A 16,060-nucleotide genomic window follows, 5' to 3' on the forward strand; every position below is an offset into this window, starting at 1 on the left:
AACTTCGGGGAGTTTTCTGCGAGACGTTGCTTTTTGTTGGCTTTGCCTAAGCGAGCTCGTTTACGCCTGCGGATGCATTTCGTTTTCTTCGATAAGGACGACATAGTGGGGCGTTTTTAGCCTAGCTTGGCTTTTTGGTCAAATGCTTTGTTTTTCGGCTATTTACGAAGCTTTTGTCGGTAGCGAGCGTGGAGTCTCCTTGTAAACGGTCCGGGTTTGCCTTGGGCTATGCCAAGACCGTCGACAGCAACAACTGGAAAAACTTCACGGACAGAGCTTGTGATAAAGGCTTCATCTGCGGTGTAGATGTCTTGGGGATACAACGGCTGCTCGGATACGGGAACACCAAGGTCTCTTGCCGCCTCGATCAGCATGGTGCGCGTAATGCCGGGAAGAATCCCTGTGCTCAACGGTGGGGTACGGAGCACTCCATTTTTAATAATAAAAACGTTACTGCTTGAGCCTTCAAGCAACATACCTTCTTCAGAGAGAAAAACAGCCTCGTGATGTCCGTTCTCCTTAACTTCAGTGGCCGCAAGAAGATTACCGAGGTAGTTCGAGCTCTTTACTCCGGCGATGGAAGTGGCGGCGCCGTAGCGCCTGGCCGACACCAAAGCGACTGAAATACCTTTTTCATACGCGGCCTCATCTGGAACCTTAACCGGCGCTCGCAGGATAATTCGGCTGTAGGCGAAATCGGTGTCTAGGGAAAGCGATAGCGGTCCCGGGCCTCGCGTAATGACGACTCGCAGGTAGACGTCGCCGTCTTCCCGATTTGCTTGGATGAGCGCAAGAACCTCCGTTCGCAAAACCTGGATGTTAAAGGGCAAATTCATATGCACCCGCGATGCGGAACGAAATAACCGCTCGAGGTGCTGCTCGAGGAAGTGAGGCGCTCCATCGTAGGTGCGCAACACTTCAAACACGCTGTCTCCGTAAAGAAAACCACGATCCAACGCCGAGACTTGCGCGTGATCCGCGGGCATGATCTGCCCATCAATCGAAACTAAACCCTCGGGGATAAGTTTTGGCTTAGGTGAATTCGGTAAGTTTTTCTTTAGCGCGTTCATGGCCTGGAGACTCCGCTAAGGCGCGTTTTAGCATGTTTTTCGCCTGAAGGGAGTCGCCTTGCTTTGAGGCGATATCGCCTAAGTAAAAGTAAACATCGGCTTTAGTGATGCCGCTCTTTTCATCGAGCCGTTGCAGTAGAAGAGCACGGAACTTTTTCTGAGCTAAATCCCATTGCTCAAGCTTGTAACAAAGCATGCCATATTCGCGCAGCACATCGATGTTGCTTAGATCCATTTTGAATGCAAGATCGAAGTGCTCCAACGCTCTTTCGTTGTCGTTTACAGAAAGATAGGCGCTCGCGAGTTGTTGATGGATTACGGCAGCTTCTTTGTTGCGTGTCCTGCCATAACTCGTGACCAGCTGCTCTAGGATCTTAATCCGTTTTTCGGCATCTCCGTTTGCTTCGTACGCTTTGGCCAACAAAAGCAGGACTTCCTTGTCTTCTGTAAGGAAGCTAGCGGCTTGTTCGAACTGCGAGAGGGCCAAAGAGGGCTGCGTCAGCTGATCCTGGTACAAATGCCCCGCCTCTAAGTAAAGCGCCCCTTTGCGTTTTGTTTCAGCAACTTGCGACGCTTCAAACACCACGTGTTCTGCAAAAGTGCTGTAGCTTTCGGTTTGATTTGCTTGCTTGCGAATGAGTTCCCATAGCTCTTGGTTTGAAGGATCGGCGCTTCTGCATTCTAGCAATATCGACAACGCCTGCTCATGTTGTTCAAGCTTGTCAAACAAAAGTGTCGAAAGCTCGACACCGAAGCTTAGCTTGTTTGCGCCCGAAGACAGCTCGTAGAGCTCTTGCATCGTGTGTGCTGCATGCTCCCAGTTTTGCTCTTCAAGATACAACTTCTGCATTGCTTGCAGAATGTCTTCATGTTTTGAAAAAAGTGAATTGGCTTGTTCCAACGCCGTGAGGCTTAGCGCTGTATCCTTCATTTCGTGTAGAGCAAGATCCGCGGCTTTTTTGAAGTTAACTAGTGCTTGCTCTTCATTGCCTTTTTCGGCAAAGAACAAGGCTATTTGCCGATGGTATTCGTACAGATCAGAAGCCTCACTCAGCTCGCTTATCAAGGCAACTATTGCCGCGGCCTCTTCCGGGAGTTTTGAACGTTCCAACGACCAGTTCAGTGCACGGCGTCCAAGCTTGAGCTTCGTTTTGTCTTTTATACCCTTGTCCCTTAGGACGGGTTCAGCCAACGTGATCAAGCTGGACCAGCTTCCAGTCGCCTCGGCATATCGTTCTATTGCTGCAATGTATGCCGGATGGGTCGGGTCGAGCTGAAACAAAGCTTTATTCCATTGGAATGCTTGTTCTGGCTTCTCGAGTTGATCCTCCAAGAGCGTTGCGAGGCGCTGCATCAATTTCTCTGGAGGCGTTTCGTGGCAGGGTTCGCTAAGATGATGCTCAATTAAGGTTGCGAGTCTTTCATGCTCTTCGTTTGCAGAAAAAAGTTCCTCGAGCAAACGGTAGCGCTCTGCCTGCCAATCGCTACTTATCGCCGCTCTTTCAAGTGCTTCGACGGCATGAGTGGTATCTGTGCTCGAAGCGAAGATTTTAGAGAAGAGTGCTAACGCTTCTTCTTCGTTATGTAGCTTTTGAAGCTGAAGCATGGCCTGAGCAAGTTGCAGCTTGGTCTGTTTTTGAGGATCGACGATGCTCTCTAAGAGCTGCTTGATGGTCTCTATCGCTTCGGCCCAAAGTTCCTGCTCTTGTTGCAAAACAAGAAGTTCTTCAAGCACTTTTTCCGGTTCGTTGCTGCAGGTGGCGAGTTCAGTCAATGCCCAAATGGCTAGTTCTGGGTGCTGAATCTTGTGTAAAGCGTACTCGCTAAGTCGAGTGAGCAAATCGCTTTTGTCTACAAGAGGTAACTCTTGTTCAAGTTTTTTCTGGAGCGTTTTAGCTAGTTGAGCCCAAAGGCCTTCTTGTTCGGCAAGTCTCTCGAGCTCGCTTAGTTGATCAATGGCATGATTGGCATCCAATAAGAATGCGACCGATCGGGTATGAAATGCTGTCTCAGCCTTTTGGAGCTCCTGCTCTTGTATAGTGGCCAGCCTTTCAAGCAAAGACAGCTCTTCTTCGGGATCCGTATGGCGTTCGATCTGGCTTTCGAGGACCGAACATAGCCCTTCCCAGTCCCTTTGCTTACAAAAACCGGCTCGATGATTTCTCGAACTTGTTTTTCAAGCCCAGGCGTATGTATCAGTGATAGTAAACCCTCAGCAGCGCTGTCGTTTTCAGCGTGCTGCTGCAACACCAGCTTGTAGTGCTCGAATGCCTCGAGTTTTTTATCGAGCCGGTCTTTGGCAAGGTTTCCCGCTTGAACCAGTAAGGTGACGCGGTGCTCCGGGTCTTCTTCAAGTTCGACGATTTCTAGTACTTGCTCGTAGAGCTCAGGCCAAAGTTTTAGCTCGGCTAAAATGTCGTTTAGCTTGTAATTAAGAGACAAGCTTTGTGGGAGCTGATCAATGGCAAGTATCAGATGTTGCCGCGCTTCATCAAGCTCGCCGAGTTGTTGCCACTCTATCTGAGCCATGCGTTCATACAGCGTGGCGCGCTCGTTCGCGTCCATGGAGAGCTCTGCACGCTTTTGCAAAATAGAGAGAAGTGTTCGACCTTCTTGAGGCCGCGTTTGTACACAAAGCCGATCGAGTTTTTCCCAAGACTCTGCGTCCGCAGGGTCGTTTCTCGCGGCTTCGCTTAACATAGAATAGGCGCTAACTGCATCGTTTAAGCGGTTTTCGTAGAGTTCCGCGAGACGTTTGTACAGAACGGCTGCTTCGCCGCCTTCGCTCTTAGCTGCCAGCTTTTTGAGTGTTCTGGCAAGGGGTGAGTGCGCTTGCTGTTTTTCATAAAGTGCCGCTAGCCGCTCTAGAACTTGGATGTGTGCGCTTCCCGTTTTTATCTCAGCCAAGAGCTCAAGCGTGTGGGTTGCCATGTTGGTGTTCTCGAGGTGTGTCTCGTGAATCTCCGCGAGCTCATCTAAAAGTTCACTTCGGAGTTCTGCATTATTCGTTGTCTCTTTGGCGACCTGCTCAAGTACCGTCGCATAAGGTTGCCAAAGGTTGAATCCTTCAGCTAAGCGACGCATTTCGTCTCTGAATCTGTTTTTGGTCGGGCTCAAGCATGAAGGCTCGGCTCCACGCGTCCAGAGCCCAAGCGTGGTGTTTATTGCGGTCTTCCTGTAGGGCAGCAATTTCTCGTAACAACGCGAGCTTTTGTTCAGTCGTGTTGATAATGTCCAAGCGCGCTTCGTTGACAGCAATAAGCTTTTTCCACTGATCGAAGCTACGATACAACTCTTGCAAAATTAGAGTAACAGGATCATGCAGCGCTGGCTTTTGCACGAGTTCCTCGAGCTTGTTCAAGTACTCGCCGCGTTGCGGAAAAGAGTGTGCCGCTTGCTCGAGAATGCGAAGCGCCGAGTTTGCGTCGGATAAGTGTTCAATGAGCACTCGGACATGCTCCATGCGCACGGAATGCTCCTCGTTTTTTCCTGCCAAGCGGTCACTTTGGCTTTCAAGGAGTTTCGAATAAGCTTGCCAGTCGTTTTCGCTTTGAAAAAGCTCGCAAAGAGCAGAAAAGGCGTCTTGCTGTTCCGGTTCGTCTTCAAGTACCAACAAATAGCTTTCAATTGCGCGTGCGTTGTCGGCTAAGGTTTCCCTAAGGAGATTGGCGCGTTTCAAGAGAAACTCAACACGCTCTATTGGATCGGCGGCGTGAAGGGCAAGGTTTTCGTACAAACTCGCTAGTTTTTCATAGGAAGCGCTTCGCCACAAACTCGACTGCAATAGCGCTAGGGCTTTTTCATTGGTAGGGTCCCAGTCGATTACACGCTCTAGCACCGAAGCAGTAGGGCCCGCATCAAGCATGCGTTCTTCGCGAATTGAAGCCGAAGTCATCCCAATTTCAATCGCTAAGGTTGTGTCGGTGATATCTTCAAAAACGTCTTCAAAGACCGAAGCGCATTCTTCCCATTTCTCAAGCACCCGCGCTAAACGCAGGCTCGAGTCACGAGCTTCCTTTTCGAAAGGATCCAAACGGAACACGCGGACATAGGTGCTGAACGCTCCGTCAAGGTCTTCGAGGTGGTCTTCGAAGATTTCGGCCAAACGATAAAGTAACTCTTTTTTGTCGCTCGGATTCGTTACGAGTTCGATGTGATTCTGCATGACTGCAACGAGCCGCTTCCAGTCCATGGTTTGCAAGAGCACAGGCTCGAGCAACTGGGCAGCAACGATGGCTTTATCGATTGCGTCTTCATCAAAAACAAGCTTCTCTAGATATTCTCTTGCAGGGGCGAACTCGGGCTGCAGTTCCAAGGCTTGTTCAAAATGCCTCGAGCCTTCATCGCTGTCGTCTCGATGCTCAAAAAGCACGATTCCCAGGCGTGTGTGAATCTGTGCAGTATCCCCCTGCTCTTCTTCCAAGGCTTTCTCGTACAAAAATACCAAATCAACCCAGCGTTCGGTTTTTTCATAGAGACGTTCAAGCGCATCAAAAGCCTCTCCGCGCCTACTTTCTTGCATGACCTGTTCATAGGCTTCGATAGCGGCCGAAGAATCGCTCAGGTCGTGCTCGGCAATGTCCCCTTGCCTGAGCAATAAATGAACCCGGGCGACAGGATTGTCGAGCAGCGCTGTCTTTCTCTGAAGCACTTCCAATAAGCCCTGATGATTTCCTTGCGCAGCGTTGATTTCTTCAAGCGCATCGAGTGCGGCAGCATCATCTGCGCGTCGCTCAAGGACGAGTTCGTAGTACTTTTCAGCAAGTTTATGATCCTGCAGCTTTAGACGAGCGATGTCAGCGACAGAACCTAAGGTAGTAACGTGAAGATCCTCATCAAGAATGTTAGGCCCAATCTCTTTATAGATCTCAACGAGCTGTGGCCATTTACCGGCTTTTGCGGCTATCTCGTTGAGCTCAGGCAGTAACTGGGCGAGATCCGTTTCGCTTGGACAGCAAAGCGCTGCCTTGGCCATGAGCGCGAAGGCGCGCTCACTGTCTTCCAATTTCTCAAGAGCAAGCCGTGCGGCTCGCACGAAGCTACTGTATGCTTCGGAATGGTTATCGGATTCGGCAACAATCTCCAAAGCGTCGACAAGCTGATCGTGTTGTTCGTTTTGCGTTGAAACTGTACTAAGGACCCGCGCAGCAGCAACCCGTGTGGCTAAGGTGTCGTCCGACAAATACCCTTGAAGCATAAGCACGGCATCGCCGTGCAGAGAGTCTACCGCCAAAATTGATGCCAATGACTCAATGGCACGTTCCGTTTCATGCATATGCCGTGAAAAAACCTCGGCAACATGAAAGTTGAGTGCATTTCGCTCTTCAACATCTGGACTTCGATCACGAAGTTTCCAAAGAGTCTCGACCAAGTTCTCCCAGCGCGCAGCTTTCTCGTACAGACGAGCCAACATCTGGAGCGTGTCGTTGTCGGCACCAAACTCTGCTTCGGCATCTTCCAGTACCGAAATAGCCTCCTCGTTTTGTTGCAGTGCGTTTTCTAAAACCTCTGCAACTCTCTTTAGAGCAGCCTTTTTCTCGGTTTCTGCTTCCGCGATCTCGTAGTGGGCGCGAAGGACCTGCACAAGCTCTTCGCCATGCGATTCGGGTTGCAAAAGTTCTTCAAGGCCTAAAATTGCATCGCGATCGCGCGAGTCGAGATCAAGCCTTTTCTGATAGGCCGCAATCGCTGCTGGGAAGTTTTCCAGTTTGTAATGCAATAGCTGGCTCTGTTCGATAAGAGCATGGTGTTGCCTTTCGGCATCGTACTCATACTCGGCAAGATAGCCGAGCGTTTGAACCAACCCCGTAGTGTCGTTGAGTTGCCGTTGAATCTCCGCGAGCTTGCGCGATGCATCGACTGTCGAATCGAGGTCATCGACATCGATTTCGACAAGTCGCTGATAACTTTCCTTGGCTTTTTCTAGATTGTGTTCTTTGTCACCCCACAGCATGCCGAGGTCTCGGAGCAAGTCTTTCGCTAACGGCACATCGTCAGTTAAGCTCTTTGTTTTTTCTTCGAGCAGTTGCGCGAAAGACGGCAAACAGTCGGTGGCCTCAGCCAAACGCAGCAGCTCTTCCCTCACGAGCATGTCCGAGGGATCTTCGGAAAAGGCAACAGAAAGGGTGTCGAATGCTGCGCGTGGGTCCCTCAATCGCTGTTCTTGAAGCTCAGCGATACGATGATAAGTTGCTGTTCGCGTGCTCTGATCTTCGATGTCTTCAAGTTGCACGCGGAGCACGCGGGCTAACTCGGCATAGGCACCTTGGCTTTCAAACAGAGGCTCCAAGATTGCCGCTACGCGTGAACGGTGGTCTTTGTTTTCAAGGAGCCCTTCTAGTCCTTCTTGTGCACGGAGATGGGTGGGCTGTTCAACAAGGATGTACGAGTATTGATCAATGGCTCCGGTCAGGTCGTTGAGATATTTTTCGTAGACCTCGCCGAGTTGAAAGGCCGCGTCGATTTGCTCCTGCCCGGTGGTTTGATCAATGGCCTCGCGAAGCAATACGGCAAGGTTTTCCCAGTCTTTTGTGCGAACAAACAACCGTTCCAAGGCGCGACGTGACCGTAGGTGCTCAGGGTTAATGTCGAGCACTTGCCGGTACGCTTTTGCGGCGGAAACGGGATTGTCGGTTATTTCTTCATACAAAAAACAGAGCAGGAGCAAGGTTTTTGTCTTTTCTTCATAGTCGATGGAGGCGTCGATGTGGTCTTGGTAAAGCGTTTCCAGGGCTTCCCATTTTTCGTCGTTCAGATAACTGCTCCGAAGCGTTTCATAGGCATCGCTATCAAGGGGCTCGATGCTCAAAATACGCTTAAGACTCCATTCAAGTCCTGATGCGTTGCGCAGACTCGTTTCGTAGAGTTGCGCGAGCTTACGGGAAAGATCAACGTCGTCGCTCTCGGAAAGCTGGCCTTTTTCAAGTGTCTTACGAAACAGTTTGCATAGTTTCTTTTCGACCGAGGCTTTTTTCCCGGCTTCGATGATTTTCTCCCACAACTCCCGCTGCCAGGGTTCTGCTTTGAAAGCCGCCTCTAGGGCACTGTATTGCCCCTGGGCATCATCCTGCTCACCGCGCAGACTAGCAATTCGTAAACGTATTGCTTGTTTGTCCTCGGAGTATGCGAGGCTTCGTTCCAGCACCTCTAAGACGTGGGCTACATCACCGGCGCTTTCATAGCTATCAAGCAGATAAGGATCAATTTGAGCAGCGAGGGCATGGCTCTTTTGAGCAGTCAGATTCAGCTCATGGAGTAGCTCCGGATGACTGCCCTTGTCGCGGGCCGCTTGAAAAAACATCTCAATGGCTCGTTCGTCCTGCTCAAGCTTGTCACGCAACAACTTTCCGCATTCTAGATGCAGCAAAAAACGTTCTTCGTCGGTGCTCGTCCAGTCAAGCTTTCTTTCCAGCAAAAGCTCACGTTCGTCCCACTGACTGTGCTCAAGTGCGATACGAAGCAATTGGTCAAGCGTCTCGACATCCGATGGCTCGATATCCAACGCTTGCGTGTAGTGGTGCTTCGCGATGTCCAAATCGTGCAGCCCTTCTTCTGCGATACGTGCCAAGCTTAGATGAAGTTGACGTGCCGCCATCGGTGCCGTTTCTTGTTCGATGCGGCGCAGGTAGAGTTTCTTTAACTCCTTCCAGGCTTTGGTGTTTAGATAGGCTTTTTCCAGTTCATGAAAAGCCACTGTGTCTCCGGGTGACTGATCAAACACCGCCTTAAAATACGGCAGCGCACGCTCTTCATCTTCTAAGTCGTTCGCATAGCTTACTGCGAGCTGAAACTGGATACGTGCGCGATGCTCCGTGTTGGAGATTTGCTGAAGACTAAGTTCAAGTGCCTCGACAAAGTCAGCGTGCCGAGCAGTTTGTTTTGCAGCGTTTTGCAAGATTTCAAAAGCCTCTTGATCATCCGGATCGATTGCTAACGCCGCTTTGCTGTGCTCAAAAGCCAGCTCAGGATCCCTTAGCTTCTCGATAGAAAGCCGAGCTAAACGCTTAAGCAGGTGCAGCGTTGTTTCGCCGTCGTCGCTTGCTTGCCTAAGAAGTATTTGCAAAACACCTACCAGGCGATTCCATTTTTCCTCGCGCTCGTAGATAGGAACCAGCGCGTTTGCTGCGCGCACATGACCGGGGTCGACGGATAAAATACGCTCATAACTTCGAAACGCTCGAGCGGGCGCATCCAGTTTTTCTTCAAAGACGCGGGCAACGCGCAAGCTCAGTTCTATCTTTTGTGCAGGATCGCTGATCCGGTCCGCTGCACTGCTTAAAACATCGATAAGGGCTTCCCACTCTCCGGTTTTCTCGTAGATTGCCTCGATTCCGTCCCAGTCGTGATTCGAAAGGAGCGAAGTGCGCAATGAACGTATCGCTTTGACGTTTTGCGGTTCGTATTTGAGAAGCAGGCGCCAGAACTTGTTAGCCGTTTTAGCTTGCTTAAGTTGATCGGTGTAGATGCCGGCAATGCGTTCAATGGTGCGATTCCGCTGTTCAGCAGAAAGTGTCTCGAGCTGAGATTCAAGGTTTTTGACCAAGGTTTCCCATTGGCCGGTTTTGGACGCCAACCTGGTTATCGAATCATCGCTCTCGGGATCCTTTTCGTCGAGTTCGCTAATTTTCCTCCACAGCTCAAGCGCCTTGTCGTCGTTGCCGAGCTGATTCTCTGCAAGAGTTGCCAGCTCCTTAAGCGTCGAGATTTTTTGAGAAGCGGTGCTTTGGGCAGAAAGCTCTGATTCAAGCAAAGCGTAGAGCTCGGCCCATGCCCTTCGTTTGGTATAGATGTCTTTAAGCTCTTGCAGCGGGCTTTGGTCTTCGGGAAAGAGCCGGCGTATCTCTTGCAGACATCGAGCAGCTTCTGCGTGGTTTCCAAGTCTATCGAGCCAAATCTTCGCTATCGTTCGGTAGCTTTCTGCTCTTTCAGAGGAATCCTCGGCAAGCGCGGCTCGCTGCTCAATGTAAGTGATCGCATCGTTCCAACGTTCCATTTTTTGATAACGTTGAATCAGACCATCCAAGGCTTTTCGATCCTCCGAGTCAATCTCAAGTATCGATAGGTAGGTGTTGGCCACCATGACATCGGAATGGAGTTCGCTGTCGTAGACCGCAAGAAGTTCATAAAGCAGGTCAGTTTTCGCGACCGTGGCCGTCGCTGGAAGCTTTTCGACCTCATCCTTTAATAACTCGGCTAGAGCGTTCCATTTTTCGAAATTTCGATAAAGCGTTTTTAGGGCAGCAAAGGTGTCTGGATGATCGGGGTCAATCTTTTGCACTTGACGCCACGCATCGATCGCGCGTTCCGCTGTGACACTGTTTTCAGAAGCAACTTTTGCGATTTTAACAGCGAGGTCAAGCCGCGTATTGTCGTCGTTTGCAGCACGTTGAGCTTCCGTAAGAATGGCTAGTAGTCTCGGCTGATCTGCGACTTGCCGAAGTGTGTTTTGAAAAAAATCAAGAACGACTGGATGAGCTGGAGAGTGTTTTCGCAAACGAGCAAAATAGGGCTCAGCATCCGTGGGGGATTGCCGTTTTTTCCAATGAATCATTGCGACTTGCAGCAAAGCGCCTTCTTCGTCTTGGATATGCCTGTCGCTCCTTAAGGCACCTTCATACAACGCGACTAAATCATCCCAACGCTCCTGCGACGTGAACCACTCAGCGAGATAGGCCAAGGCTTCTTTGTGCGCCGGATGAAAAGAAACTATGCGTTCATAACAAGCAACTGCGCGTTCGGGCTGCTTTAAACGGTCACGTAAAACGCGCGCCGCTTGTTCAAAAAATAAAATTTTATCGTCGCTACCTCGCGCGGACTCAGCGGACTGCAAAAGAACTTCGACGAGTTCATTCCACTGGCCTTGTGCACCCAGAAGCCCGGCGTAAAGAAGCACGGTTTGTCGATCTCGAGGATTAAGTTGAAAGGATTCTCCAAAACTTCGCGCGGCTTCGTCAAAATCGCCTGCAAAGCTTTGGCGAATACTGGCAATTTCTCGCAATAGCCTGGCTTTTTCGGTTGGGTCAGCAATCTTTTCCAACTGTTTACTCTTCTTGCCAACGAGTACTTTCCAGTCGCTACCCAAACGCGAAAGTTTGTCTTGCTCCTCTACAATACGCGGGTCAGAAGGATCGAGCTGCCGGGCCTTTTCGAAAGCCTCCAGAGCCCCTTTGGGGTCAAAAAGACGTTCGGCTCGAAGCTCTCCAAGCAAGGCCCACAGCTCTGCTTTTTCTTCGTCTCTTTTTTTTGTCGAAAACTCCAAGAGCAGTTCAAGCAACGCCGCCGCAGCCGCCCACTCACCGCGTTGTACATGAAGTTCGCTAGCTGTCTTTAATAGTTCGAGTTCACTGCGTTCGGGTTGATGTTGTTTGAATATCGTTCGCAACGAATCGGCGGCGCTGATGTTATACGGATCGCCTTGCAGCGTTCCCAGGCAATTGGAAACCGAGGATGTGTGTGATTCAGTCAACCATTGAATTGTACAGACCGAAACGCCGTGCTGGCAAGCGATCTACATGGATTTGTTCGAGTTTAGAGCATAAGCAGCGCGGCCCATGACAGCGCACCCAGTGTAATTAAACCAGTGGTCAGATGTACGGTACTAATCGCTTGAAGCGTTCCGTAGTCATTTGCGCGATCCAAACCGAGAAGTTCGCCATTTGCTGAGACAATGCCCAAAACGGCTTGGACCGCCATGCCCCCAAAATGGATCCAACGTAGCCATTTGTGGGTGCGGATGTTCTTTGCGAACTCGCTTTGCCCTGCGGAAGCATCGTCCGGGTCGGGCATGAGCAGCGACAAGGTAAAGGTAGTGTAGTACAGCCCCGCGGTGAGCCCTGCGCTTACGGCGTGTAAAGCAGGGGTGCCCGAACATTGGGATTGGCCAAAAACAGCGTTGCCTTCAACGCAAGGATTGGACCCCTGCCCTGCGAAAACACCATAAAGATTGTAGTACTGAATCGCTCCGAACACGGTCGTAAGCGCCATCGAACCCCAGGTGGCGATCCCTAAAATGCGATGCCACTTGGCGAGTTCAGCTCGGTTATCTAGCGCTTTGAAATAGGCTTCTTCCTCTTCATTCTTCACATCCTCGCCGCTTTGATCCCCTTCGCCATCAGCACTAGCCTGCACTGCAAAGAGCGACGAAGGCGTAGCTGCTCCGAGTTCGGGCAAGCCCGGGTTCACAAAGGAAAGAGAAAAACCGAACACGGAGGTCACTAGACCGGTGTAAGCCGCAGCAAACATGTATTTTTCCTAACGGGACTGACTACTAGGCACTCCCTTTATTGACTTAGCGAGCGAAGACCGGCGCGGTGTACTTTGCCAGGAAGCTCCCGCCCAACAATCGCTTCGGCAACTTGCCCTGCTTGCCACAGTTTTTCAAGGTCCACGCCACTGTTGATGCCCATCCCATCGCACATGAACACAAAATCTTCGGTGGCCAGGTTTCCTGCAGCGCCCGGTGCGTATGGACACCCACCAAGCCCTGCTACCGAAGTGTCGTAGTCCGACACACCGTATTGCAGTCCCATGAGAGCGTTTGCCAGGGCAGTGCCTCGCGTATCGTGCAGGTGCAGCGCCACCTGTTTTTGCTCGATTTCTTTCGGACAAAGCTTGAGCGCTTGCTCGATATCGGCGGGCGTTGCAACGCCAATCGTATCGCCAAGAGAAACCTGGTAGCAGCCCATGGCCAACAAAGCTCGCATGACGGAAAGACTGTGCTCGGGCGCTATTTTTCCTTCATAAGGACAGCCCCAAAAGGTCGATACGTAACCACGAACACGTATGCCCTCGGCAAACGCCCTTGGGATGAGCTCACGGTACGCGCTAAGTGTCTCCTCGGTACTGCGATTGATGTTCTTCAGGTTGTGGGTTTCTGATGCGCTAACGACAACCGCCAGCTCTTTGATGCCGGCAGCCAAAGCCCGGTCAAGCCCCTTAAGATTAGGCATAGCGCTGAAAAACAACGTTCTCGGTCGGAGCTAGCGATCGTGTGACCTGCTCGGCGTCGGCAAGCTGCGGCACCCACTTGGGCGAAACAAAGCTCGTTACTTCGATGCGCCGCAACCCGGCTTCGACGAGCGCTTCAATAAGACGCACTTTGCGAGTCGTCGGCACCGTCACGGCCTCGTTTTGTAAGCCGTCACGAGGTGACACTTCATAAATAGAAACCTGCGAGGGCCAAGAAAGGCTCATCTTGGAAGTGTACCACGAATAGGCGAGAAAAAACTGCTTAGAAGCAAAGCGGAGCGCTTGCGAGTTACTCGCTTTTTTGCCGCTTTCACGCAATCTTCGCCTTATGTCATCTGAGGATTTACTTAATTTTATCGATCACAGCCCAACGCCCTTTCATGCGGTCGCTTCGCTCGAACAACGCCTGAGCTTGAAAGGCTTCCGTGAACTTAAACCAGATAGCGATTGGCGCATTGCATCTGGCGATAAAGTGTATGTCATCCAAGGTGGTAGCAGCATTATCGTGGCTGATTTTGGCAAAGGCGCTCTCTCGGAGCACGGGTTTCGGATCGTCACCTCCCATACGGACTCGCCAAACCTTCGACTCCGACCGAACCCGGATCTAAGCAGCAACGGCTACTACCAGCTGCGAACCGAAGTGTATGGTGGGGTGTTGCTGAGCACTTGGCTGGATCGGGATTTATCCATCGCTGGACGTGTTTTCTTCACGCACGAAGGATTAACGCAGAGCGTGTTGGTGCAATTCCCCAAGCCTTTGTTTCGGATACCGAATCTCGCCATTCATCTAAACCGAGCCGTGAACACCGACGGACTTAAGATCAACCCGCAGCTTCATTTGATGCCCATTGGAAAAACAACTGCTCAAGGAGCGAATGGTGGTCTACGGGAACTCTTATGTGAACATCTCAAAACAAAATTTCCTGCGCTGACTAGAGAAGATATCCTGAGTTGGGATTTGTCCTTGTACGATACGCAAAGCTCAGCCGTTGGGGGACTCGATTGTGAGTTCGTGTTCGCTCCGAGGATGGATAACCTTTGGTCGTGTTTTTCAGCCACGCAGGCCCTTGAGAAGTCGTCTGGCCAGCATGCCAGTACGGCCGTGTTGGCTTTTTTCGATCACGAAGAGTGCGGTTCACAAAGTGCTCAGGGGCTCATTCTGTGTTTTTTAAGGCATACGTTGAAACGCTTTATCTCTGCCTTGGGCGAAACAAACCAAGCCTGGGAAAAAACCCTTTCACGAAGTATTGCTATCTCGGCGGACATGGCTCACGCAGTGCACCCCAACTACAGCGATCGGCACGAGCCGGGACATCTGCCTCTTTTGGGAGGAGGCCCCGTGCTCAAAACCCATCACAACCAGTCCTACGCGACTGATGGCAGAGGCGCTGCATTGTTTGCTGAGCTTTGCAAAGCGGCAGGATGCTCAGCGCAACATTTTGTGAGTCGGGGCGACATGCCTTGTGGAAGCACGGTGGGGCCAATTACGGCCGCTCAGCTTGGCGTGATGACCCTTGACGTTGGCAGTCCTTTGCTCGCGATGCATTCCATCCGAGAAATGGCTTGTATCCATGATTTAGCGAGCTCCACGGCTTTGTTTCAGGCGTTTTTTAGCTATGAGTTGCTTGCGCAAGCTGCAGGATAAAGGTAATCCAGCGCGCATAGACTACTCGGGCCCACGGGTCCCTTTGGGAGAATAATTGTGCGTATCACAGTCGTTGGAACAGGTTATGTCGGATTGGTGACCGGCGCGGGTTTCTCGGAAATGGGCAACCACGTGTGCTGCGTCGATATCGATGAAAACAAAATTGCTGGCTTGCGAAAAGGCATCATGCCGATCTCTGAGCCAGGACTGCCGGAACTTGTGGCTCGAAACACGGAGCAGGGACGCCTGAGTTTTTCCTCAGACCTCGAAGCGGGTTTAGCGGGATCCGAAGCCGTGTTTGTTGCGGTAGGCACCCCGCCCCGCACCGACGGCGCAGCCAATCTCTCAGCGGTCGACAACGTGGTGGAATCCATCGCCAAGCTTGCAAAACACGAATTGGTGATTGTCTTAAAGAGCACCGTGCCGGTGGGCAGCAACGCTCGGGTGAAACGAATTGCGGAAAAAGTCAGCAAGCTACCAGTCCATATTGCTTCCAATCCAGAGTTCCTCAAAGAGGGGGATGCAGTTCGCGACTTTTTAAGGCCCGATCGCATTATCGTCGGTCTCGACGAGAGCGATTCCTTTGCCAAGAAGGTGATGGAGCGACTCTATCGTCCTTTGAGCCGGCAAAAAGAGCGGCTCTTGTGGATGGAACCTGCAAGTGCGGAGTTGAGCAAGTATGTCTCAAATACCATGTTAGCGTTGCGCATCTCGCTTATGAATGAGCTGTCCCATCTATGCGAGAAGGTGGGCGCCGACATCCATCAGGTTCGGGTGGGCATTGGCAGCGACAAGCGTATTGGAAATGAGTTTCTCTATGCAGGACCTGGCTATGGCGGCTCCTGCTTTCCGAAGGATGTTTCGGCCCTTGTGCACATGGGGCAAGAGCATGGGGTGGAAATGGAAATCACTTCCGCTATCAATCGGGTTAATCAGCGTCAAAAAGGCGTGCTTTTGCGTAAACTAAAGGCGGCTTACTATGGCGATTTGCGCGGCAAAAGCATCGCTCTATGGGGCATCGCTTTTTAAGCCCAAGACAGACGACATTCGAGAGTCTCCGGCACTTACGTTAATAGAAGGCTTGCTGTACGAGGGCGCGCGAGTGGTTGCGCACGACCCACAAGCGCTCGATGCGGCACGCGCGCATTTCAAAGACGCCCCCATGTCTATCGATTTTTGTTCGGATGCCTACGAGGCGATTCAAGGAGCCGATGCGCTTGTCCTTGTGACCGAGTGGCGCGAATATCAGAGCCCAGATTTTGAGCGCATACGAAAGTCACTCAAGCGACCGGTTCTCGTCGATGGCAGAAACATATGGTCAGCTTATGGGCTGAATAAACAGGGGTTTGAATACGCCGGTATTGGAACCAAGGCATAA

At 51.3% G+C, this 16,060-nt stretch carries 6 protein-coding genes and 2 pseudogenes; 2 read left to right on the forward strand and 6 right to left on the reverse strand.

The annotated features are described in order from the left end of the window. Positions 1-158: 158 nt before the first annotated feature. The 6 genes and pseudogenes from IPJ88_12860 to IPJ88_12885 form a co-directional block, all read right to left on the reverse strand. Positions 159-1,070 (reverse strand): aminotransferase class IV, encoded by a 912-nt coding sequence (locus IPJ88_12860; GenBank protein ID QQR89099.1) that lies wholly within the window; start codon positions 1,068-1,070, stop codon positions 159-161. Beyond that, the gene (locus IPJ88_12865) at positions 1,033-3,129 is read right to left on the reverse strand and encodes a hypothetical protein (protein QQR89100.1); all 2,097 of its coding nucleotides are present in this window, start codon (positions 3,127-3,129) and stop codon (positions 1,033-1,035) included. The genes IPJ88_12860 and IPJ88_12865 overlap by 38 nt, the downstream gene beginning before the upstream one ends. Then, positions 3,015-4,154: a hypothetical protein gene (locus IPJ88_12870; protein ID QQR89101.1), complete on the reverse strand. Its 1,140-nt coding sequence runs from the start codon at positions 4,152-4,154 to the stop codon at positions 3,015-3,017. Before IPJ88_12870 ends, IPJ88_12865 begins: the two co-directional genes overlap by 115 nt. Further along, positions 4,138-11,535 (reverse strand): hypothetical protein, encoded by a 7,398-nt coding sequence (locus tag IPJ88_12875; protein ID QQR89102.1) that lies wholly within the window; start codon positions 11,533-11,535, stop codon positions 4,138-4,140. The genes IPJ88_12870 and IPJ88_12875 overlap by 17 nt, the downstream gene beginning before the upstream one ends. 62 nt (positions 11,536-11,597) lie before the next feature. Beyond that, complete coding sequence (locus IPJ88_12880) at positions 11,598-12,311, reverse strand: hypothetical protein (protein ID QQR89103.1); 714 nt, start codon at positions 12,309-12,311, stop codon at positions 11,598-11,600. A 38-nt stretch (positions 12,312-12,349) separates the two neighbouring features. Further along, a pseudogene (locus IPJ88_12885) lies at positions 12,350-13,262 on the reverse strand (hydroxymethylglutaryl-CoA lyase). Positions 13,263-13,365: 103 nt separating this feature from the next. Between IPJ88_12885 and IPJ88_12890 the strand changes: the two are divergent. Both IPJ88_12890 and IPJ88_12895 read left to right on the forward strand, forming a co-directional pair. Continuing rightward, on the forward strand, positions 13,366-14,682 hold the full coding sequence (locus IPJ88_12890; protein ID QQR89104.1) for a M18 family aminopeptidase: 1,317 nt from the start codon (positions 13,366-13,368) through the stop codon (positions 14,680-14,682). Positions 14,683-14,739: 57 nt separating this feature from the next. Further along, positions 14,740-16,060 (forward strand): annotated as a pseudogene (locus IPJ88_12895) (UDP-glucose/GDP-mannose dehydrogenase family protein).

The sequence above is a fragment of the Myxococcales bacterium genome, from assembly GCA_016699535.1.
Classification (GTDB): domain Bacteria; phylum Myxococcota_A; class Polyangia; order Polyangiales.